Below are 20,645 nucleotides of genomic sequence, written 5' to 3' on the forward strand. Positions count from 1 at the left end.
GTCAGACCTGCACAGTCCAGTGCTGGTTCGTGTGCAACTCGTCGTTCCAGCAGGTGTACTGCAGCAGCCGGGCCCCGTCCGTCGTGAAGGCCGAGTCCACGTCGAGGCACTTCCCGGAGTGACGGGCGACGATCTCGAAGTAGCCGGTGCCGGTGGCGCGCAGCTGCCACTGCTGGCTGGTGCGGCCGTCACAGGTCTGCTGGACGATCGGTGCCTTGTCCGCCGTGGAGGAGCCGGACACGTCCAGGCACAGGCCGGAGTGACCGTTGAGGATCTGGTAGTAGCCGCCACCGACGGTGTGCAGCTGCCACTGCTGGTTGCCACTGCCCGAGCAGCTCCACTGCTGGACCTCGGCCCCGGCGGTGGTGGAAGAGCCGACCACGTCGGCGCACTTGCCCGAGTGCCGCGCCTTGAGCGTTGTCGAGTCGGCGAGTTGGGACAGTGTCGAGGTGAGGACCGGCACGTAGAAGTCGGTGATGCCGGCGATGTTCGGGTGCGTACCGGTTCCGCCACTTCCCGGGAAGGTGTTGACGAGGTCGTCGAAGGTGTACGCCACCCGCTGCGCGTCGACGCGTGTGTCGAGGGTCGTGTCCGCGAAGACGTCGGCCACCGTGACGCCCCACTTCTGGGCGGCCTGCAGGTACACCTGACGCAGGGCGAGCTGGGTGTCCCAGTCCCGCGAGCCCATCTTGTGCGCGGCCACGTACACGAGCTGGGCGGTCGGCCACTTCTGCCGCATCGTGCGGATGGTGGTCTCGAGCGCTCCGGCGTACGTGCCGGTGTCGAACGTGGCGGGGTCCTGGGAGGCGCTGACGGTGCCGACCGTGTAGGTGTGGAGGTCGGAAATCTGGGCGGCGTCGTTCGTACCGCCGTCGAAGACGACGAAGTCGGGTGCCTGTGCGCTGGCGTTCTTCACTTGGGTGAGGATCTGGTTGCTGGTCGGACCCACGGTCGCACCGTTCACCGCCGACTTCGTCAGCGTCATGCCCTCACGTTCGGCGAGGAAGTTCATGAAGCTGCGGGAGTACTTGTGTCCCCAGACGATGCTGTCGCCGAAGGCGTAGACGGACGAGCCGGAGAGGTTTCCGTAGGCGGGGTTCGCGGGGCGGGTCAGCCGGAAGCTGTCGATCGACTGCACGCCGGTTCCGTAGTAGTTGCAGGCCACGAACTTCGCCAGGTTCGTCCCCGTGATGCTCCCCGTGGCGGAAGCCAGCACGATCGGCGCGGCCTCCTTGCTGGTGATCGTGTACTGCACCTTACGGAGGGTGAAGTCCATGTGCAGATCGACCGTGTACCACTTGGTGCGGTCGAAACTGATCCGGGTCCAGGTGGGATTGAGCGCGTCCGGGGCGGAGGAGGAGTCCGAGTCGGGTCCGGTCACGGCGTAGCGGAGCTCCGCCGAGGTCGCGGCCAGCCCGAAGACGAGGTGTCCGGCGTTGTCGCGCAGCTCCAGACCGGTCTTCATCGCGGTGCTGGAGATGCCCGTCTTCCAGTCGAAGCGCAGATCGAGCGTCTTCTCCTGCGTGACGGACGACGCAAACGGCCGCACGGAGGTCGTGTAGTTCGCCATGCCTGTCGTGATGTTCAGTACGCCGTTGCTGATGGCGGCACCGGCCGGAAACCCGAAGTTCGCGGGGGTCGTCTGAGCGTCGAACGTCTCGTTGATCAACGTCGCGCCCGGGGTTTCGGCGGCCGAGGCGGCCGGAGCTGTGAGGAAGGCCGAGAGGAGCAGGATGCCGGCGGCCAGGGAGCCGGCCCATCTTCGGGGCCGACGGCCCGTTCTGCGCATGACCGTATACACGTGATCTCCCTTGATCTTTTGGTGATACCGACCGGTGCCCGGCGGGGAGGAGGGGGCCCGGCCGCGGCTCGGCCCGAGGGCCGCACGGGAAAGCCACGAAGTGCCGGGAAAGATGAGATGTCCGAGAACAGCAGGGGCAACTTAGTGATCGTTCACCTAAGCGGTCAAGACGTCTGCGGGTGATCGTTCACTTCGCAGGGCCCCACCGGCACGACCGGAGCCTACCCGTTCCGGGCTACCACGTGACTCTCCCCGTTCACACCATTGACACACAAGCGTTTCAGCCAGTCTCATGTCCGCCATCGTCGGCTTCGGTCAGCCTCTGACAGCCAGGGCTCAGTGCCGCCTGTCGGCTGGATTGCGCTGCGCTCGACACCCCTGCCTCGAAGATCCCTGACGGGCGCCGTCGAACCCCTAATCGTGATCGTTCACTATCCGGCCCAAGATCACCTCACACGGAGGTAGCGCAATGAAGTCGAACCCCGGCTCTTGGTCGCGCCGCAGATTCCTCGCCACCAGCGGGGCGGCGGCTTTCGGAAGCATGGCACTGAACCTCGTCGGAGGTCTCCCGCGGGCCGCCGCGGCCGGCACCGTGGTGTCCTACGTCGACACATCGAGGTCCACGTACGACAAGATCGCCCTGATGGTCGACGGAAAGCCCTTCTTCCACAGTGGGGTCCAGTTCCGGTACGAGAAGCACAAGTACACGTTCGGCTGGACGGACACCCAACTGAAGCCGGTGCTCGGCATGATCCGCGACGACGGGTTCAACGTGGTGAACATCCCGATCTGGTGGTCGAAGGTCGAGACCTCGAAGGACGTTTTCGACTGGACCGACATCGACCGGTACCTGGCCTGGTGCGGGGAGTACGGCCTCAAGCTGGAACTGTTGTGGTTCGGCCACGATTCGACCGGTGCCTCCCTGGCGCCCCGGATGCCGGCCTACGTGCTGAACGACTACCAGTGCGTGGTGAGGCCCGACGGCACCAAGCTGACCCTGAACGGCAACCCACTCCTGGACAAGACCGACCCGAACCTGCTCGCCAGGGAGAAGTACGTACTCGGCCGGCTCATGGCCCACCTCGCGTCCGCCGACACCGCTCACACCGTCGTCGGCATCCAGGTGCTGAACGAACCGAACGTGGCGAAGCAGCAGGGCGGCTCGTCCCTCGACCGGAGCTACAGCACCTACAGCACCAACCGCTGGAACAGCGGCGGGTACACCGACGCGACGAAGTTCCGCAAGGACGTGCTGCTGGACTACCTGACCCAGCTGGGACAGGTGATCAAGCAGTCGGACTACTCGGTGTACACCCGGGTCAACATCGCCGGCAGCGGGGACACGGTGCCGGTCGCCGAGAACGAGGCCCGCAGGGCCCAGGGGACGGCGACCATCGACTTCTTCGGGAAGGACCCGTACACCACGGGCCTCGACACGCTCTACAACTACGGAACGGACGCCGTCTGGGCCCAGGGGAAGAACTTCCCCATGATCATGGAGAACTTCGGAGGAACCCCGGCGGCGGACGTCGAGAAGTTCAACGCCATCGCCGGCAACACCGCACACAATCTGTACGCCTCCCTGGACCCGGACTCCAGCACGGGCAGCAGCAACTACGGCCTGTACGACTTCAACCCCACCACCAAGGTCGTCACCCGCAAGGCGGTCTCGGACAAGGTCGCCCGCCTCAACCACGTGCTGAACAAGATCCACCGGGACCTCGCCAGCAAGCTTCCGGTGGAACGCGGCGGCACCAACCTGCAGACGTTCAACCGGAGCGCGACCGCCAGCACCACCACCACCAAGACCCTGGGCGGCGTCAACGTCACGTTTACGACATCGAGCGGTGCGCAGGCATTCGGCGTCAGGCGCGGTGCGGCCGAGTTCGCTTTCACCACCACGACCCAGGCCACGTTCACACTGCCGGGAACCATCGGCGTCGTACGGTCCGTCGAGGTCGGCCAGTACGACGCGAACGACAACTGGGTCAAGTCCGGCACCAAGACGTACAGCACAGTGTCCGGGGACACCGTCATCGCCCTGGCGGCCGGCGAATGCGTGCGGGTCGCCTACCTCGTCAGCGGCGCGACCTACAAGCTCAGGAACACGTCCTCGAGCAAGTACCTCGACACCGATGCGGAGGGTGCGGTCATCCTCGCGTCCGCGACCACCTACGACGACCAGGACTGGATCGTCGCCAAGGATGTCTCCGGATCCTGGACGATCAAGAACGTGCGGACGGGGCGCTACTATCTGGAATCCGCCTCCACCAACAACAGCGTCGTCTGGAATTCCGGCACCGTCTCGAACACCTCGCTCTGGGACCTGGAAGGGGTCCCGGCAGGCGGGCTCCGCGTCAAGAACACCCCCGCGGGAAGGGGCTACCTGTACGGGAACTCCGCGGATCAGGCGAAGTGGAACACGGGAACGCAGGACGCGAACACGGTCTGGGAATTCCAACCGAAGTAGACCGCGCCCCCGCGCCGCGGCCCGCCCGATCAGGAGGGCGTACCGCTCCTTGCCCGGCACAAGGACGCTGTACGCCCTCCCGCCGTTTCCGCGCCTCCCTTGCACTGATGTACTGAAATCTTTGACCGCGGCACCTGTGTAATCATTGCTGAATGAGTCAGGCCGACGTGTTGAAGGCGCTGGAGGCGAGGGCCGCCGGTCAGTGGGGTCTGGTGACCACCGCCCAGGCGAAGCTGGACGGCTTGCAGGGGGTGCAGCTCCTGCGGCTGGAACGGTCCGGGGCGCTGGAGAGCGTCGGTCATGGGGTGTACCGCATGGTGGCCTCTCCCCCGCCGGAGCACCTGAGCATCAAGGTCGCGTGGCTGCGGCTGGATCCCAGGACGCCGGCGCGGGACCGCGCCGCCGAGGGCCCCGGCGCAGGCGTCGTGTCACACACCTCCGCGTGTGCGGTGCACGGACTGGGCGACCGGCAGGCCGGTCGCGTGGAGCTGACCGTTCCCACACGCCGTTCCACCCGCGACGAGAACGTCGTGCTGCACTGCGCGCGTACGGAGGCCGACGACATCACCGTCATCGACGGCCTGCCCGTCACCACCGTGCCGCGGACCGTCGTCGACCTGCTGCACGCACGTGCCGACGCCGCCCGCGTCGGCGCGGTCGTCGCCGAAGCCGCTTCCCGCGGCCTGGTGGATGTCGACGGCCTGGCGGCGGCGGTCGGGGCCTTCGCCGGTGCCTACGGCCTGCCCTCGGAGGCGTCCGGTGCGGAGCTCCTGGAGTCTCTGTGCGAGCGGGCGGGACGTCCCCTGCGCGTACGAAAGGCCGGGCGGGCCGCCGCGGAGAGGGCCGGCTCGGAGAAGAAGCGGGCGACCATCTGGGAGGTCGCCGAGCGGGCCGGCGTGTCGCACCAGACCGTGTCCCGGTTCCTGAAGAACGACAGCGGCATGAAGCCGACGACGCGAGCGCGGATCGAGCGGGCCGTCGCCGAGCTGGACTACCGGCCCAACCTCATGGCGCGGTCCATGCGCACGCAGCGGTCCCACCGGATCACCATCGTGCTGCCCGAACTGAGCGGCTTCGTTCCGATCCCCCTGTTGAGGGGCGCTTCGGCCGCCGCGCACGAGGCCGGCTACCTGACGGACGTCATCGGTCTTCAGGGTGGTCAGTCGCGTCGTGCGCAGAGCGTGCTGTCCCTGCTGGACACCCGGCAGGCCGACGGCGTGCTGTCGCTGGTGCCGCTGGGAGATCTGACCGGCGGGCCGGGCGCCGGGCAGCGGCCCGTCGTGGTGCTGGGCGAGTACGACGACGATCTGCACGCCCGGGGACGGCTGGCCGACGGGAGGCCCGCCGAAGAAATCCTGCGTCACCTCGCCGAGCAGGGGCACCGCCGGTTCCTCCACGTCGCCGGCTCGCCGGAGTGGGCCTCGGCGCGCAACCGGCGGGCGGTCTACCTGGAGGCGATCGAGCGATTGGGCCTCGAGTCCTACGGCGTCGTCGACGGGGACTGGTCGATGCGCTCCGGATACGAGGCCGCTCGGGACCTGCCCGCCGCTTCCGGTGTGACGGCCGTACTGGCCGCCAACGACTATGTCGCCATGGGCGTGATCCGCGGCTTCCAGGACCGCGGTACGCGGGTCCCCGAGGACATCAGCGTCTTCGGCTGGGACGACGAGGAGTTCACCCGGTACTTCTCGCCGACCATCTCGACGGTGCACACCCACAAGGAAGAGGTCGGCCGCCAGGCGATGCTGTCGCTGCTCGCCCTCCTGCGCGGCGAGCCCGGGCCGGTGGCCGACGTCGCCGATCTGTTCCGCGTCATTCCGCGAGGGTCGAGCGGCCCGGCCCCTCGCCAGGCCCTGTAGAGCCACCCTCGGACCTTCTGCGGGCGTGGCTCTCGCAGTTGAATGTGAACGATCACCTCGCAACTCTTGACCTCAAAGGTGACCGTTCACTACGTTCAGGCTGCCGCCGCGTCACATCGGCGAGCGCAGGGTTCATCTGATCGACACCGTTCCCCTCGACCACACGACTGCGCGTGCACGCCCTGGGCTGGGCAGGTCGAACCGACCCTCTTCGTCAGCGGTTCCACGACCCCGTGTCGTGCCCACGGCACCGCCCGAGCTTCAACGAAAGAGCCACATGACTGACTACAGCCAACCCGTGAGGGTGGCGATCGTCGGCGCCGGAAACATCGCCGACGGCTGCCACATGCCCGCCGTCCAGGCCCAGAGCGGCGAGGCCACCGTCATCGCGGTCGTCGATGTCGACCAACAGCGCGCCGAGGCCTTCGCCGCCCGCTGGAACATCCCCGCCGCCTACGACAGCCTCGACCGGATGCTCCGGGAGCAGCACCCGGACCTGGTCATCGTCTGCACGCCCCCGATCGCCCACGGCGAGGCCATCACCGCCTGCCTGGACGCCGGCGCGTCGGTGTGGTGCGAGAAACCCCCCACCCTCTCGGTGGCCGAGTACGACGCCGTCGCCGCCCACGAGCGCGAGGGCGGCCCCTACGTCTCCTACGTCTTCCAGCACCGGTTCGGCTCCGCCGCCCGAGCCCTGCGTGAGCACATCCGCACCGGCAGCCTCGGCGCTCCGCTGGTCGGCGTCTGCCACACCCTGTGGTACCGGGACGACGCCTACTTCGACGTCCCCTGGCGCGGCAAGTGGGAAACCGAAGGCGGCGGCCCCACCATGGGCCACGGCATCCACCAGATGGACCTCATGCTGTCCCTGATGGGCGAATGGACCGAAGTCCGCGCCGCCATGGGCACGTTGGCCCGCGACGTGGAGACCGAGGACGTCTCCATGGCGATGGTCCGCTTCGCCAGTGGCGCCATGGTGTCCATGGTCAACAGCCTCCTCTCCCCCCGCGAGACCAGCTACCTGCGCTTCGACTTCCCCGAGGCCACCGTCGAGCTGTCCCACCTCTACGGCTACGACAACTCCCACTGGACGTGGACCCCCGCACCCCACCGGGCCGGCGCCACGGCTGCCGAGCTCGGGGCACCGCTCGACGACGAGGCCAGTTCGCACGCCGCCCAGCTGCGCGTGCTGCTGGGGTCGCTGCGCACCGGAGAACGCCCCGAGGCCAGTGGCGACGACGGCCGCCGCGTCCTGGCCTTCATCGCCGCCCTCTACGAGTCGGCGAGAACCGGAGGCCCCGTCACCCCGGACATGGTCACCGCGGCCAACCCCTTCTACCACTCCATGAGCGGTCGCCCCGGCGCCGCCCCGGACCACGCAGCCAAGGAGAGAACCGGTGTCTGAGACCCCCTTCCGCATCGACCACGACGCCGCCGGAACCCAGTTCGTGGTCTCGGCCGCGGGCACGGACCTCGGCACGTACGTCTACCGGCCGGACACCCCCCTCGAAGAGTCCCCCAAGCCCTACCTCTATCCACTGAGAACCCTCTCCGGCGCACCCGTGGGCGTCTACCGGCCCTGGGACCACCGCTGGCACAAGGGCCTGCAGATGACCTGGTCCCACCTGTCCGGCGACAACTTCTGGGGCGGCCCCACCTTCCAACAGGGCGCACCCGGCCACGGCTACGTCTGGCGTGAGAACCACGGCCGGCAGGTGCACCGCGCCTTCGAACCGCAGGACGCCGGCGGCAGCGAGGTGTCGGTCGTCCAGGCCCTGGACTGGGTCGCCTCCAGCGACGAGGTGTGGATCGACGAGACCCGCACCCTCCGCTTCCACAGCGCCGACACCGACGACGGCGTCTGGGCGCTGGACTTCACCACCGCCCTGACCAACGTCCACCACGAGCCTCTGGAGATGGGCAGCCCCACCACGCACGGCCGCCCCAACGCCGGCTACACGGGACTGTTCTGGCGCGGGCCCCGGGCCTGGACCGGCGCGGACGTCATCGCCGACGGAGGCCACGAGGGCGACGCCGTTATGGGCACCCGGGGCGCCTGGGCGGCCATCACCGGCGAGCACGACGAGATCGACGGCGGTGCCACGGTCCTCGCCTACGCCGGCACCACCACGGCCGCCGTCCCGCTGAAGTGGTTCGCCCGCAGCAGTGCCTTCGCCTGCCTCAACCCGTCGCCCGCCTTCGACACCGAGATCAAGGTCGAGCCCGGTGAGACCCTGTCCCTGAGCCACCGCTTCGTGTTCATCGACCGCATGGTGGACCGCTGTGAACTCGAACCGATCGCCCAGAGGTTCGCGCCGTGACCGCCCTCCCCGACTTCCCCGGAGCCGTGGGACTGAGCCAGCTCGAGGTGTACCCCTGGCCCACGGCGGACGACGAACACGGCGGCTCGCCCCACATGCACCTCGTCTGCTCGGAGTGCTACGTCGTCGTCAGCGGCCACGGCCGGCTGGAGACCCTCAACTACAAGGGCCACACGACGACCGAGCTGCACCCCGGAGACACGGTCTGGTTCACCCCTGGCACGATCCACCGCGCCATCAACGACGAAGACCTGCGCGTGATCGTCGTCATGCAGAACAGCGGCCTTCCTGAGGCGGGCGACGCAGTCATGACCTTCCCGCCCGAGTACCTCTCCCCCGACACCTACCCGGACGCGGCCTCGCTCCTCGACGCCGACGGGACCCCCGACCCCGAGCGCGCCCAGGCACGCAGGGACCTGGCCATCGAGGGGTTCAAGGAGCTGACGCACCAGTGGCGGCGCGGCAACCGCTCGGCCTACGAGGACTTCTGCGCGGCAGCCGTGCGACTCGTCCAGCCACGCCTGGACGCCTGGGAGAAGACGGTCGACGACGGTGCGCTGGCCGCCGCACAGGCGGCACTGCGGCAGATCGATTCACTGCGCAACGGCGACTTCAACCACCTTTACAAGGCGACCGTCTCACGTATCGCCCAACCGCCCCGGCAGACCCTGGGCATGTGCGGTTTCCTACGCGCCTACGACCCGGCCCGCCGGGCCGGCACAGCGGCCGAGCCTCAGTGACGCACCACCACCCGAACACGTCCGAACAGGTGCCGATCAGCCCGGGTTCGAACCAAGGAAAGTGTTTCGCATGAGTTCGATGCTGCCGGAAGGCGGTAGGAGCGCCGACGCGGCCACCGCCCCGGTCTTGTCAGGGATGTATCCCGATCCATCGGTGTGCCGGGTCGGCGAGGACTACTTCCTGGCGAATTCGTCGTTCGAGTACAGCCCCGGCGTCCCGATCTGGCATTCCCGGGACCTGGTGTCCTGGCGTCAGATCGGCAACGCCCTGACGAGGGACGACCAGTTCCCAGCGGGCCGGTCGCCGTCGAGTCGCGGCATCTACGCTCCGACGCTGCGCCATCACGGGGGACGGTTCTGGCTGATCACCACGAACATCGACGATGCTCGCGGTGGTCATCAGGTCTACCACGCGACCGACCCGACCGGGCCGTGGTCGGCGCCGGTGTGCCTGACCGAACTCGACGGCATCGACCCGGACCTGGTCTGGGACGACAAGGGAACGTGCCTGGTCACCTACTGCTCGTGGTCCGAGACCGAGATCGGCATCAGGCAGGTCGCGGTCGATCTGGAGCGGGGCGTGCTCCTCGAGCAGCCGCGGTGGATCTGGCACGGCACCGGCCTGGCCCATTCCGAGGGGCCGCACCTGTACCGGCGCGGCGGCTGGTGGTACCTGGTCATCGCCGAAGGCGGCACCGACCGGGGCCACGTGGTGTCGGTCGCACGCTCACGCAGTCCTCGCGGGCCGTTCGAGGCAGCCCCGCACAATCCGGTCTTCAGCCACCGCAGCACGGCTCATCCCGTCCAGAACGCCGGTCATGCCGATCTGGTGGAGCGCCCCGACGGGACGTGGGCAGCGGTGTATCTCGGCACACGGCCGCGAGGCCGCAGTCCGCGCTTCCACGTCAACGGGCGTGAGACGTTCCTCGCCGACGTCTCCTGGGTGGAGGACTGGCCACACTTCAAGCCGGCGAGCGCAGGCGTCCCCACCGGGCAGCGGGACTTCGAGGACGACTTCTCCTCGCCCGGACTGCATCTCAGGTGGGTCTCGCCAGGGGAGCGTCCCGACCGGTTCGTCCACAGCGTGCCGGAAGGGGTGGTCGTGCGTCACGCACCGAGCGAGACCGGCGAGCCCTCGGGCCTGTTCACCCGCGTCGGCGGAGACTACTGGGAGGCCGACTTCCTCGTCGATCCAGGGGAGGGTGCGTTCACCTTCGCGCTGCGGCTCGATGGTGCTCATTGGTACGGACTGCGCGTCGCCGACGGCGAAGTCACGGCCGTCGCACGCATCGGACAGATCCAGACGACGCTCGGCTCCGGCCCGCTGCCCGGCTCCCCTGTCAGCCTCCGCATCCGATCCACGGAGCCGACCTGGAACGGACCGGACGACATCGAACTGGGCATCGGTGACGGAACCGGCACCGATGTCCTCGCCCGCCTGGACGGACGCTATCTCTCCACCGAAGTGGCGGGCGGGTTCACGGGGCGCTTGGTCGGTCTGTGGACCGAATCCCGGGAGGTCCTTGTCCGCCGGGCCCGGTTCGCCGAACAGCGCGTGTGACACCGTCCCGTGACGGACTCACTCCTGTCCCCACGCTCTGCCTCGCGAGGCGCTGACCGGCCTGGCATCCGGAGCCCGTAGCGCCTGCAACATGCTGCGCACCACTGGGGGGTGACAAGCCCCAGCCGTTCCTGAACTCGACCAACTCTCCCCAAGAGCATGGGGCTTGGGAACACGAAATCGCCGATGCCGGACATGGACAGGATCGATACCGTCGCGAGGTCGGTCTCCCGGACTTGATCAGGTGCGTGGCGTGCCGGAGGACGCGGTCTGCCCCGTGCTCGCGGTGACCAGTCGACCAGCCTCGGCCGCGGTCCTGCGCAGCCAAGTGTGCGCGGGGTCGTGTTCATGCAGAGGATGCCACCACAAGGACTCCACCAATTGCCCTCGGCAAAAGGGAAGCTCCACTGCGACTATGCCGTTGTCGGCGGGAAACAGGCGAATAGCGCTTTCGGGGACCACGCCGACCCGGTCGGTGCCGACGATCAGGTACGGCATGGTGAGCGCAGCCTCGTCAGGGACCTCGCGCGGTGCGGGATCAGCAGGACCGCCCTTCCCGCCACCCGGGCGGGCACCGGTGAGGCGACCACGGCTGTCTCCGCTTCGGCCCGGTCCCGCTCGGCCTGGACCTCCTGCAGCTGCTTGGCCAACCCCTCAGCGAGCGCGCCCAGTTCGCTCCGGCGAGCGATGATCCGCTCCAGGTCTCCATACCCTGCACCCTCCCGCGATCCCACCGCGTACCGCCCCGGTCACGGATCGTCGAAGCGGCACGCGACGAACGCAGCGGAACCCGAAAACCGCCTCAGCCGACGGCCGGCCGGCCGGTGCACGGCGGCGACGTCGTCGTGATGGTGACCAACGGAAGGATCTCCGGGCCCGCCCGCGACTTCGCCCGGCAGCAGCGCCTGCACCTGGTCGACCGGCGGGATCTGGAGCGGCGAAACGTCGTCCGTCGGGTGAGACGGTGTCTTCCGGGGTGCGGTCGTCTGTGTGAGGAGCGGGCACCTCGGTCCGGTGGCCGTCGCGGTGGGCGAGTTCCTGTGCCACCTGACCGAGGGAGGTCTGCTGCGTGAGTGCTCTTCCTAGGCGGCCGAGCCCCGGGGGTGAATGATCTGGCCGCCGCCGGTCTGGATCGGGACGTGGTAGATGCCGCTGGGGCCCGAGCTCTTCACGGCGGAGGCCTTCGTCGGCACCGCGGTGGAGGCGGCGGCCGTGCCGCCGGCTGCCGCCGCCAGCACCGCGCCTGTCAGCAGCAGGCCGGCCAGATACGTGCGTCCGCGAGGGACAGCAGGAATGCGCATGGGGGGTTTCCTCCTGGAACTGGGGTGAGACGTGTCGTCACGATGCGGCCCGGCCTCGGAGCCGCTCGGGCGGCCGGGTGCAGGAACGCACGAATTGTGCATTTCACAAGATCAATGCGTCAACACACAGCTGGCAAAGGGATGTTGACGTCTCATCGGGATACGCGAGGCAGGGCAGATCTGAGGAGTCCGCCCGCTGGACCTCCTACGCCACATCCCGTACGCCGAGGATGACCGACGATCTTCACCGGAGTCATCCGCCCGCGACCAGCCCCAGCATCCGGAACCCCGCGCACACCATAACCGTGACCTGCAACTTCACGATGCACACTGCTCATTGATCAGTCTCGAGGAGCTTTTTGAGGCTCATGACGTCCTCGTCGGTCCGGTTGCCGTGGATCTCGATCTTCGCCAGCTCGTTCTCGATCCGGGTGAACTCTTCGTCGGTGAGGTCGAGTTCGGCGGCGTCCAAGTTCTCCTGGATGCGGTGGAGCTTGCGGGAGCCGGGGATGGGCACGATGAAGTCCTTCTTGTGCAGCATCCAGGCCAGCGAGATCTGTGCCGGAGTGGCTCCCTTCTGGTCCGCGAAGCTGGTGAGGAGGTCCACGAGGGGCTGGTTGGCGCGGACGTTGTCCTTATGGAAGCGGGTGATGACCCGGCGGGCGTCGTCCCCGGTGTAGGTGTCGTCGGCCGAGACCATGCCGGAGAGGAAGCCGCTGGCGAGGGGGCTGAAGGGGACGAATCCGATGCCGAGTTCCTCGCAGGCGGGGATGACGTCACGCTCCCACATCCGCTCCATGATCGAGTACTCGCTCTGCACGGCCGTCAGCGGAGTGATGGCGTGGGCGCGGCGGATCTGTTCCTCGGTGGCCTGGGACTGGCCCCAGCCGAGGATTTTGCCCTCGGCGATGAGTTCGCCCATGACGGCCGCGACGTCCTCCACGGGGATCGAGTCGGGCACCCGGTGCTGGTAGTACAGCTCGACGTGGTCGGTGCCGAGACGGGCCAGGGAGGCCTCCAGGTGGGCGCGGATCTTCCGGCCCAGCTCGGTGTGGGTGTGAGAGCCGTCCAGGTAAAACTTGGTGGCGATGACGACCTGGTCGCGTACGGGCGCCAGCGCGCGGCCGACGAGGCGTTCGTTGGCACCGTCGGCGTAGGCCTCCGCGGTGTCGAAGAGGGTGCAGCCCAGGTCGAACGCCTTGCGGATCAGGTCGACGGCCTCAGGTTCACTCGTTGCCGGGCCGTAGCCATGGCTGAAGCCCATGGTTCCCAGTCCGACGGCGCAGACTTGGAGTTCTCCGAGATTCCTTGTTTTCACGGAAGGTCTACTTTCGGTACGGAGGTTCGGGTTCAGGTCTGGTCGGGGTGCGGGCCGTTGACGTAGCCGGGATGAAGGGACCGCCGACCGGGCCGCGGACACTGTCGATGAGTTCCTCAAGCCGGCCAGCCCGAACAGGGGTGTTCGGTTCCTGGCGCAACCAGCGCCGCGCCTCTTCCCCCTTCAGGCCGTTGACGTAGCCCACGACGTACGGCTAGGCGTGACGGGGATGGCAGGCTCGGTTGTGGAGCCGGGCGCGTTCCGGCAGGAACGGCCGGCCCGCACGATCGTGCATTCCGGCCGTTCCGAGGGGTCAGTGTGCCGAGATGAACTCGTGCACGACGCGGTTGAACTCCTCGGAGTGTTCCATCTGCGCCCAGTGTCCGCAGTTGTTGATGAGGTACAGCCGGGAGGACGGAATCATCGCCATCAGCCGCAGCGCGTTCTCGAAGTGGACGGCGCGGTCGTTCCGCCCTTGCACGATCAGCGTGGGCACGGTGAGCTCGGCCAGCAGCGGCGGCAGGTCCTGGAACAGCTGCGGCGGGCCATTGAGATCCCCGCTGGACAGCGAGAGCCTCATGTTCTCCAGGTGGTCGGGGCGGGCGAGCGCGGCCTCCGACCGCGCGCGGGCGAGGTCGGCGTCCTCGGCGAGCGCCGGGTCGTACGCGAACGCCGCGACCATCGCCTGGAAGTTCGCCGGCGATGGGTCGAAATAGGCGCGCACCAGGGGGAGGATTCCGTCCGTCTTGTCGTTGGGCGGGCCGAGCACGTTGACTCCCGGGGCGGGGGCGCCCATCGGGATCAGGTGGCTGACGCGCTCGGGATGGTGCGCCGTGAAGCGGAGCGCCGTCCTTCCGCCCAGTGAGTTGCCGACGATGGCGACCTGGTCCAGTTCGAGGGCGTCCAGGGCCAGTTCCAGCGCCTCCACGTGGTCGCGGTCGCCCGGCACGGCGGTGTCGCTCTTGCCCCAGCCGGGCATGTCGATGGCGATCACACGGTGGTGGCGCGCAAGGAAGGGGATGTTGCGGGAGTAGTTGCTCCAGCCGCTGGCGCCGGCTCCGCCGCCGTGCAGCAGGATCAGCGGGTGGCCGTCACCGGCCTCGTTGTAGTGCAGCTTCCACTTGGCCGTCTGCACGTACTTGCTGGTCGCCGATTCGGTCAGGGCCTCGGTTGCGGGCATGGCTTTCCTTTCGCCTCGGGCGGCGGTTCAGGCGTCGGCCGGGATGTACTTGTGGCCCCAGGTGCTGATTTCCTCGTAGTGGGCGACCTGCCAGGTGTCGTCGTCGACCACCAGGCCGTTGCAGCCGTACTCGATCTGGAAACCGGACGGCGTGGTCACGTAGAACGAGGTCATGTGGTCGTTCGTGTGCTCGCCGAGCGTGACGATGATGTGGTCGGGATCGTCGTTGATCGTGTCCATGATGCGGCCGACGGTGGTGAGGTCGGAGACTTCGAGCATGAGGTGATCCATCCCCGGGGTGGGGCCGATGCCGCGGCCGAAGCCGATGGAGTGATGCCGGGGGTTGCAGTGCAGGAAGTAGCCGTCCCCCTCCACTCCGAGCTCGGCCATCGAAATCGTGTCGCTCAGCTTGAAGTCCAGCTCACGCTGGTAGAACTCGGCCGCCTCGCGCGCGTCACCCGAACTGTTCATGAAGGCGTGCCCGACCCCCAGATCACCGGTGACGAAACGGACGCCCAGGGGGGACGTGAACGGGGTGTCGGCGAGCGGCAGGCCGTGGACGGCCTCGATCGTGTTGCCTTCGGTGTCGGAGAAGACCCGCAGTCCCGCCACGCCCCGGCGGGCTCGCAGGTCCTCGTCCTCGCGAACCGTGACGCCACGGGATGCGAGGTGGGTCTCCAGGTCGGCGAGCGCGGCCGCGTCCGGGACGGTGAAGCCCAGTGCCACCAAGGACGCGGGGCCCGCGGGCTCGCCGTCCTCGATGAGGATGCGGTACGCGTACTCGTCGAGTCGCAGGCGCAGTTCGCCCGCGGCGGACGGCCCGGGTTGTGCGCCGAGGGTCTTGGTGGCGAAGCGGGTCCACTCGTCGAGTGAACCGCGGACCACGACATAGCCCAGCGATGTGAGGCGGCTCATGTGGTTTCTCCTCAGGTCCTCAGGTTGTCGGGGATGGTCAGTGAGCTGCGGTGGCGAAGGTCTTTCCGGCGGCCCGGCCGTCTTGGGGGGCGGGAATCCCGAGCGTGCGGGCGACGGCGTCGAGAAGGGCGTCCGGATCAGGGCCGGAGCGGGCGCGCCACGCGATGTGTCCGTCGGGGCGGACGAGCAGGCAGCCGTCTTCCTCGATGCCGCGCACGCTCGCCCATTCACCGAGCGGATCCCGGTAGGCGCGGTCCGACCCGATCACACGGACGACGATGGGCAGGCCGTACAGCGCCGACGCGCGGTCCACGGCCGCCGCCCACACCTCGCCGCGCCGGCCGGTGATCAGCGTGAACCGGCCCTGCCCGACCAGGTCCACCGTGGACATACGGCGGCGGTTGAACTCCACCCAGGCGTGGGGCAGGTGCTCCCCCGGCGCCGTGGAGGGCCGGTAGTCCAGCTCGTCGACGGTGCCGCGGTCATCGCCCGTGTCGTCGTGTGCCGCTGGGACGGCGTAGCGGTAACCGAGCTCGACGCCGTGGGCGTTGAGGTTGTAGTCCATGAGCCGCATCGCCTCGGCGAGCGCGGCGCGCCTGCGGGCTCCTTCCTCCGTGGCGTCGTCGAGCGCACGGACCGTGGCCCACTTCTCGGCCTGCGTCATCTCCGGCCGGAGCCCGATGGTGGCACCGATGCTCTGGACCTGGCCCACGGAGGTGAACGCGCGGTCGACGACCTGACGCCCGACCGGGGCGCGTTCGCTGGAGTACGTGTCGAGCAGCGCGGCGTCGGCCACTCCGGTCAGCACCAGATGCAGTTTCCAGGCGAGGTTGTAGCCGTCGGCGATCGAGGTGTTGCTGCCCAGCGCGTTCGCCGGCGGGTGCCGGTGGACGGCGTCGCCCATGCAGAACGATCGTGGCGTCGACGCCGCCGTCGTCCTGCGTGAGGCCGAGAAACTCGTGGCCGTAGCGCAGGTCGACCATGCCCGTGGCGACCGCGGCCCGTGCCAGGACCGGCTCCAGCTCGTGCTGGAAGAGATTCAGCGGCAGGTGCCGGCTCGCCCGCCGGTACCGGGTCTGGTCCTTCAGGCCTGCGCCCCAGGCGGTCGTACGGGCGACCTCCGGGCCCTCCATCGTCAGGAGAAACACGGTGTACGGCGTCTCTTCCAGCACCCGGCCCCGAGCCCGCGCCTCCTCCTCGACACCGAGGTCGGCGAGAATCTCCAGCGTGCGCTGGTTGGTGATGTGGGCACGCGGCGTGTGCGCGAGCCCCAGGTGGCGGGTCAGGACGATGCTCCGCACGCCCATGCGGCCCAGCGCCAGCGCGGTGGTGAGGCCCGCGGGCCCGGCGCCCACGATCAGCACGGGGGCTCGTTCTGGAGCTTGGGCCGGGGACGGAAAGGCATCGGTGGCCACTCGTCTCCTCCTCGTCGAGCGGCGCGCCGATCGGGACGCCGACTGAGCTGGTGGCATTGGAGACGCTATGGCGCGAGACCGTGACCGACGAAGCGCGTGTTCCGGGAACCGGCACATCGTTTCGCCGGCCCTGCGCGTGTTCCGGGAACCGGCACAACCGCTCAGTCACGAGCCGGACCGCGGCCTACTCTCTCCACGCCACCTCAACGACTACGGAGAGGGCGCTTCCGTGCACTGGACCGGCTGGATCGACGTCCGGGCTTCCACCTTCGACACCACGCACGCGGTCTTCCCTGTCCCCGTTGACGCACAGCACAAAACGGCACTTGACCTGCGCTTTCGCGGGTCAAGTGCCGTTCTGTGTCTCATCGATTCTCATCGATGCGGATCGAGGTCAACCGCGACCCTACTTGGAGCACTGCTCAATCGCGGTCCAGCCACCGGACGTCTGCGCGTAGCCTGCCCACGGGTCTGGGCGCCCCCCGGCATCGGTGCACTTCTTGTCGGCGGCCTTCTTGGCCGCGGCCGGCGTAGATCCGGTCCCCTGGACCGTCCAGTACCTGGTTGCCGCGTTGGCGGGGAGTGCGGTCGCAGAGCTGAGCGCGACGACGCCCGCCGCTATGACGACCAGGGTGACGACCCTGGAGCGAATGCGTGGCATATACATCGGGATTCCTTTCGAAGTGGCTCGTCAGCTGTCGTGCGACGAGCACTTGGTTGCCTTGCTGCCGGGCCGGGCGCGGCGGAGACACCGTCAGGGATTGCTGTCGGCCGCCCAGCTTGCCCCCGTCACGTCAGGACACCGGGCAGTGCTCTGACGATCGACGACACCGTCCGCCGCAGGGGTGGCACGAACGCATCCGCCGATCCGTGTTCGGTGGGGAAACCGATCGACACCGCCGCCACCGCCTCGCCGCCGAGGACGATCGGCATGGCCACACACGACCGTCCGGGCGCCGCCTCCTCGACGTCGGTGGCGACCCCCCGCTGCCGGACACGTCGCAGCTCACGACGGAGCAGTTCCGGATCCCGCACCGAGCGCGCGGTGAGCCCGCGCAGGCGGCCCGTGGTGGTCGCCTCCACCAGGTCCGGGTCCGTGTAGGCCAGCAGTGCCTTGCCCACGCTCGTGCAGTGAGCGGGCAGAGTCATCCCGACCTCCGTGGCGAACAGCCGTGCCCGCGGTGTGTACAGCTTCTCCACGTAGACGACCTCCGGGCCGCGCAGGACGCACAGATGGATGGTGTGCCCGACGGCCCGGTGCAGATCCAGCAGGTACGGAAGCGCGACGTGGCGGACCGCTCCTTCGGGCGAGGCCGCACCGATGGCCGTCATCCGGAACGCGATCCGGTATCCGGTGCCCTCGTGTTCGACCGCTCCCACCTGGACGAGCATCCCGAGGACGCGGTAGGCCGTCGACTTCGGCAGACCGGCGCGGCGCGCCACCTCACTCAGCGTCAACACGCGGCCGTGATGGAACACTTGCAGCAGATCGAACGCCTTCTGCATGACCGACGACGGAACGGCCGTCTCCCGCACCGCGGCTCCATTGCCCATGTGCAGTCCTTTCACGAACGCCTTGAGAACGATCGTTCAAGGGCCTGTCTCGCAGATCGGTGCGGGGCCCGCACCTCGGGTGATCTGCGAGACAGGCCCTGGGGGCGGTCAGGCCCTGATCAGCTTGGCGATCCGCAGCCCGTGCTCGGCGGCATCCTCGTGCCCGGTCTTCATCGACTTTTCGGCCAGCTCGCGCAGGTGCGCCATCTCCGGGTTCCAGAACGCGTGGGTCAGCTCCGCCTCGGCGATCTGCAGGTCGAGGCCGAAGACGTCGGCCAGGATCCTGCGCAGGTAGGGCGTGGCGTAGTCCCAGCCCTCCTTGGGGGAGCCGGGCCCGTAGCCGCCGCCCCGGCTCAGCGTCAGGAGCGCCGGCTTGCCCTTGAGCGGCTGGTCACCGTGTATGCCCACCTGGTCGTGCTTCAGGATCAGGTCGATCCAGGTCTTGACCTGCTCCGGGACGTTCCAGTTGTACATCGGCACCGCGAACAGGAACGCGTCGGCCTCGAGCAGTTCGGCGCCGAGGCGGTCGAGGAGCTCGTGCGCCTCGGCCGGGGCCGGTGCGGCCGGGTTGACGACTTCGTGGGCGAGCGCGGTCCAGGCGTCCCCGGGCAGGGGCTCGACGCCGAGGTCGCGCCGGGTCACGACGCCGCCGGGGTGCTCGGCGAGCCAGGCCTGCTCGGCGGTGTCGGCGAGGGCGCGGCTCACCGATCCTTCGGTGCGGATGCTCGCGTCGAGGCGGAACAGGTTCATGGTGCGGTCCTCCAACGTGGTTTCTGCTGCGATGAAGATAGTATGCACAGCAGAACATCTGCCCGCAAGAAAAGTGAGCTGGGTAACAGCTCGGGCGTGATGTGGGTGCCGGAGGTTCGCGGGTCCTGCGGCTGCCCAGTCCCCGCCGCCGCCTCCCGAAGACAGAACGGGCCCGAACCGGGACGTTCGATCCGTCCTGTCGGCGCACCATTCCGGGCGTCAAGGCCTGGTCGGAATCCGCCACTTCGACGGCCGTGAAGCAGCGACGCCACCGCCGGTGTTTCACCCTGCCAACTCGTTACCGGCGGCCACGGTGCGCCCCTTCGCCACAGCCGGGCCGCGACCTGCCGACCGCCGCGTCATCGCGGAGCCGGAGCGCCCCACTTCCCAGAACACCATGTCAGCAAGATGTTCTGTCTGGCATATTATCTGTTGCCACGTCGAAAGGTGCTATGATGATGTGATGTCCTCTGAACCCCGCGGCCGAGCGAACGACGGCGCCAAGTGTCTTTCCTTGGACAACGACCTGGTCTGGGCCATTCGCATGATCTCGGGGGCGCTTCGGCGCGCTGCAGCCGACGCCTCGGAGACGCTGCCCGGAGGAGCACGCGCCTACCTGGTGCTCGTGGCATTGGCCGAGGCCGGCGACAAGCCCCCCACGCAACTCGAACTGGCCGGCCAGGTCGGTCTCGACCGAACGGTGATGACCTACCTTCTCGACGACCTGGAGGGGCAGGGTCTGCTGGCGCGACGGCCGAATCCGCAGGACCGGCGGTCTCGCCACGTGGTCCTGCTGGACGAGGGTCGAGCGCAGCTGCAGCGCATGCGAGCCGATGTCGCGGCCGCTGAAGCACGGCTGCTCTCGGAGCTGAGCGAAGAACAGCGGGCCCAGTTCCGGGACCTCCTGACCCGAGTCGCGCTCACCGCTCAACGGGGCCCTGCCAAAGACTGAGGTGCGCCTCCGGCTAACGACCTCCCGCATCTTCCAGGCGAGCCGGGCCGCACACCCTCACGATGGAACCGCACTCCCACAGCCCGGCCCCTCGGCTCCGCGCGTCAGGGGGCGGTTTCCGCCTGCGCGGCCAGATCCAGCGCGATGTCGGTGATCATGTCCTCCTGGCCGCCGACCATGCGCCGTCTGCCGGCCTCGACGAGGATGCTGCGGGTGTCCAGGCCGTAGCGCGCGGCGGCGGTCTCGGCGTGGCGCAGGAAGCTGGAGTACACGCCCGCGTAGCCGAGGCTGAGCGTTTCGCGGTCCACCCGTACCTCGCGGTCCTGCAGCGGACGTACGAGATCGTCGGCGGCGTCCATCAGCGGGAACAGGTCGCAGCCGTGTTCGATGCCCATCAGGTCGGCGACCGCGATGAACGCCTCGAGGGGGCAGTTGCCCGCGCCCGCCCCCTGCCCGGCGAGCGAGGCGTCGACGCGTACGGCGCCGCTCTCGACGGCGACGACGGTGT

18 protein-coding genes and 3 pseudogenes are annotated in these 20,645 nt (G+C 68.6%); 8 read left to right on the top strand and 13 right to left on the bottom strand.

Going from position 1 to position 20,645, the window contains the following annotated elements; translation table 11 throughout:
* Position 1 precedes the first annotated feature (1 nt).
* A complete protein-coding gene (locus ALMP_RS37830; protein ID WP_264936508.1) occupies positions 2-1,801 on the bottom strand; it encodes an RICIN domain-containing protein in 1,800 nt (599 codons plus the stop codon).
* 541 nt (positions 1,802-2,342) lie between these two features.
* Here ALMP_RS37830 and ALMP_RS37835 point away from each other — a divergent pair.
* The 6 genes from ALMP_RS37835 (at position 2,343) to ALMP_RS37860 (ending at position 10,752) form a co-directional block, all read left to right on the top strand.
* Positions 2,343-4,271 carry a DUF4978 domain-containing protein gene (locus tag ALMP_RS37835; protein WP_264936509.1) on the top strand — a complete coding sequence of 643 codons (1,929 nt, stop codon included), beginning with the start codon at positions 2,343-2,345 and terminating at the stop codon, positions 4,269-4,271.
* A gap of 152 nt (positions 4,272-4,423) precedes the next feature.
* Positions 4,424-6,130 carry a substrate-binding domain-containing protein gene (locus ALMP_RS37840; protein WP_264936510.1) on the top strand — a complete coding sequence of 569 codons (1,707 nt, stop codon included), beginning with the start codon at positions 4,424-4,426 and terminating at the stop codon, positions 6,128-6,130.
* 277 nt (positions 6,131-6,407) lie between these two features.
* Positions 6,408-7,535 (top strand): Gfo/Idh/MocA family protein, encoded by a 1,128-nt coding sequence (locus ALMP_RS37845; RefSeq protein ID WP_264936511.1) that lies wholly within the window; start codon positions 6,408-6,410, stop codon positions 7,533-7,535.
* Positions 7,528-8,451, top strand: coding sequence for a PmoA family protein (locus ALMP_RS37850; protein ID WP_264936512.1), 924 nt, complete (start codon positions 7,528-7,530; stop codon positions 8,449-8,451). The genes ALMP_RS37845 and ALMP_RS37850 overlap by 8 nt, the downstream gene beginning before the upstream one ends.
* Positions 8,448-9,191, top strand: coding sequence for a cupin domain-containing protein (locus ALMP_RS37855; RefSeq protein WP_264936513.1), 744 nt, complete (start codon positions 8,448-8,450; stop codon positions 9,189-9,191). The genes ALMP_RS37850 and ALMP_RS37855 overlap by 4 nt, the downstream gene beginning before the upstream one ends.
* Positions 9,192-9,261: 70 nt before the next feature.
* Positions 9,262-10,752 carry a glycoside hydrolase family 43 protein gene (locus ALMP_RS37860; protein WP_264936514.1) on the top strand — a complete coding sequence of 497 codons (1,491 nt, stop codon included), beginning with the start codon at positions 9,262-9,264 and terminating at the stop codon, positions 10,750-10,752.
* Between the two features lie 240 nt (positions 10,753-10,992).
* On the opposite strand, the gene ALMP_RS37865 is transcribed toward ALMP_RS37860, so the two are convergent.
* Together ALMP_RS37865 and ALMP_RS44250 are read right to left on the bottom strand one after the other, a co-directional pair.
* Positions 10,993-11,250, bottom strand: coding sequence for a hypothetical protein (locus ALMP_RS37865; RefSeq protein WP_264936527.1), 258 nt, complete (start codon positions 11,248-11,250; stop codon positions 10,993-10,995).
* Positions 11,238-11,402 (bottom strand): hypothetical protein, encoded by a 165-nt coding sequence (locus ALMP_RS44250; protein ID WP_309299596.1) that lies wholly within the window; start codon positions 11,400-11,402, stop codon positions 11,238-11,240. The genes ALMP_RS37865 and ALMP_RS44250 overlap by 13 nt, the downstream gene beginning before the upstream one ends.
* A gap of 165 nt (positions 11,403-11,567) precedes the next feature.
* On the opposite strand from ALMP_RS44250, the pseudogene ALMP_RS37875 reads away from it, so the two are divergent.
* Positions 11,568-11,684: pseudogene (locus ALMP_RS37875) on the top strand (restriction endonuclease); the annotation flags it as partial.
* 150 nt (positions 11,685-11,834) lie between these two features.
* Here ALMP_RS37875 and ALMP_RS37880 read toward each other — a convergent pair.
* The 9 genes and pseudogenes from ALMP_RS37880 to ALMP_RS37920 all read right to left on the bottom strand — a co-directional run bounded on the left by ALMP_RS37880 (position 11,835) and on the right by ALMP_RS37920 (position 19,185).
* Complete coding sequence (locus ALMP_RS37880) at positions 11,835-12,053, bottom strand: hypothetical protein (protein ID WP_264936515.1); 219 nt, start codon at positions 12,051-12,053, stop codon at positions 11,835-11,837.
* Positions 12,054-12,387: 334 nt separating this feature from the next.
* Positions 12,388-13,371, bottom strand: coding sequence for an aldo/keto reductase (locus ALMP_RS37885; protein WP_264936516.1), 984 nt, complete (start codon positions 13,369-13,371; stop codon positions 12,388-12,390).
* A gap of 313 nt (positions 13,372-13,684) precedes the next feature.
* On the bottom strand, positions 13,685-14,551 hold the full coding sequence (locus tag ALMP_RS37890; protein WP_264936517.1) for an alpha/beta fold hydrolase: 867 nt from the start codon (positions 14,549-14,551) through the stop codon (positions 13,685-13,687).
* A 27-nt stretch (positions 14,552-14,578) separates the two neighbouring features.
* On the bottom strand, positions 14,579-15,466 hold the full coding sequence (locus ALMP_RS37895) for a VOC family protein (RefSeq protein ID WP_264936518.1): 888 nt from the start codon (positions 15,464-15,466) through the stop codon (positions 14,579-14,581).
* A gap of 37 nt (positions 15,467-15,503) precedes the next feature.
* On the bottom strand, positions 15,504-16,370 hold the full coding sequence (locus ALMP_RS37900) for an FAD-dependent monooxygenase (RefSeq protein WP_264936519.1): 867 nt from the start codon (positions 16,368-16,370) through the stop codon (positions 15,504-15,506).
* A 58-nt stretch (positions 16,371-16,428) separates the two neighbouring features.
* A pseudogene (locus ALMP_RS37905) lies at positions 16,429-16,998 on the bottom strand (FAD-dependent monooxygenase); the annotation flags it as partial.
* A gap of 289 nt (positions 16,999-17,287) precedes the next feature.
* Positions 17,288-17,542, bottom strand: a complete 255-nt coding sequence (locus tag ALMP_RS37910) for a hypothetical protein (RefSeq protein WP_264936520.1) — start codon at positions 17,540-17,542, stop codon at positions 17,288-17,290.
* Between the two features lie 128 nt (positions 17,543-17,670).
* Entirely contained in the window at positions 17,671-18,435 is a 765-nt protein-coding gene (locus tag ALMP_RS37915; RefSeq protein WP_264936521.1) for an IclR family transcriptional regulator, read from the bottom strand.
* A gap of 108 nt (positions 18,436-18,543) precedes the next feature.
* On the bottom strand, positions 18,544-19,185 hold the full coding sequence (locus ALMP_RS37920) for an FMN-dependent NADH-azoreductase (RefSeq protein ID WP_264936522.1): 642 nt from the start codon (positions 19,183-19,185) through the stop codon (positions 18,544-18,546).
* Between the two features lie 514 nt (positions 19,186-19,699).
* On the opposite strand from ALMP_RS37920, the gene ALMP_RS37925 reads away from it, so the two are divergent.
* Entirely contained in the window at positions 19,700-20,137 is a 438-nt protein-coding gene (locus ALMP_RS37925) for a MarR family winged helix-turn-helix transcriptional regulator (RefSeq protein ID WP_264936523.1), read from the top strand.
* Positions 20,138-20,241: 104 nt separating this feature from the next.
* Here ALMP_RS37925 and ALMP_RS37930 read toward each other — a convergent pair.
* Positions 20,242-20,645 (bottom strand): annotated as a pseudogene (locus ALMP_RS37930) (4-hydroxy-2-oxovalerate aldolase); the annotation flags it as partial.

Source organism: Streptomyces sp. A012304, assembly GCF_026008495.1.
In the GTDB taxonomy this organism is placed as follows: Bacteria; Actinomycetota; Actinomycetes; order Streptomycetales; family Streptomycetaceae; genus Streptomyces.

Excerpts from the sequence above, each read along its gene's own strand:
- ALMP_RS37880 (WP_264936515.1), bottom strand. The coding sequence starts at position 12,053 with ATGCGCATTCCTGCTGTCCCTCGCGGACGCACGTATCTGGCCGGCCTG.
- ALMP_RS37890 (WP_264936517.1), bottom strand. The coding sequence starts at position 14,551 with ATGCCCGCAACCGAGGCCCTGACCGAATCGGCGACCAGCAAGTACGTG.
- ALMP_RS37915 (WP_264936521.1), bottom strand. The coding sequence starts at position 18,435 with ATGGGCAATGGAGCCGCGGTGCGGGAGACGGCCGTTCCGTCGTCGGTC.
- ALMP_RS37920 (WP_264936522.1), bottom strand. The coding sequence starts at position 19,185 with ATGAACCTGTTCCGCCTCGACGCGAGCATCCGCACCGAAGGATCGGTG.
- ALMP_RS37840 (WP_264936510.1), top strand. The coding sequence starts at position 4,424 with ATGAGTCAGGCCGACGTGTTGAAGGCGCTGGAGGCGAGGGCCGCCGGT.
- ALMP_RS37910 (WP_264936520.1), bottom strand. The coding sequence starts at position 17,542 with ATGCCACGCATTCGCTCCAGGGTCGTCACCCTGGTCGTCATAGCGGCG.
- ALMP_RS37895 (WP_264936518.1), bottom strand. The coding sequence starts at position 15,466 with ATGAGCCGCCTCACATCGCTGGGCTATGTCGTGGTCCGCGGTTCACTC.
- ALMP_RS37845 (WP_264936511.1), top strand. The coding sequence starts at position 6,408 with ATGACTGACTACAGCCAACCCGTGAGGGTGGCGATCGTCGGCGCCGGA.
- ALMP_RS37900 (WP_264936519.1), bottom strand. The coding sequence starts at position 16,370 with ATGGGCGACGCCGTCCACCGGCACCCGCCGGCGAACGCGCTGGGCAGC.
- ALMP_RS37860 (WP_264936514.1), top strand. The coding sequence starts at position 9,262 with ATGAGTTCGATGCTGCCGGAAGGCGGTAGGAGCGCCGACGCGGCCACC.
- ALMP_RS37865 (WP_264936527.1), bottom strand. The coding sequence starts at position 11,250 with ATGCCGTACCTGATCGTCGGCACCGACCGGGTCGGCGTGGTCCCCGAA.
- ALMP_RS37835 (WP_264936509.1), top strand. The coding sequence starts at position 2,343 with ATGGCACTGAACCTCGTCGGAGGTCTCCCGCGGGCCGCCGCGGCCGGC.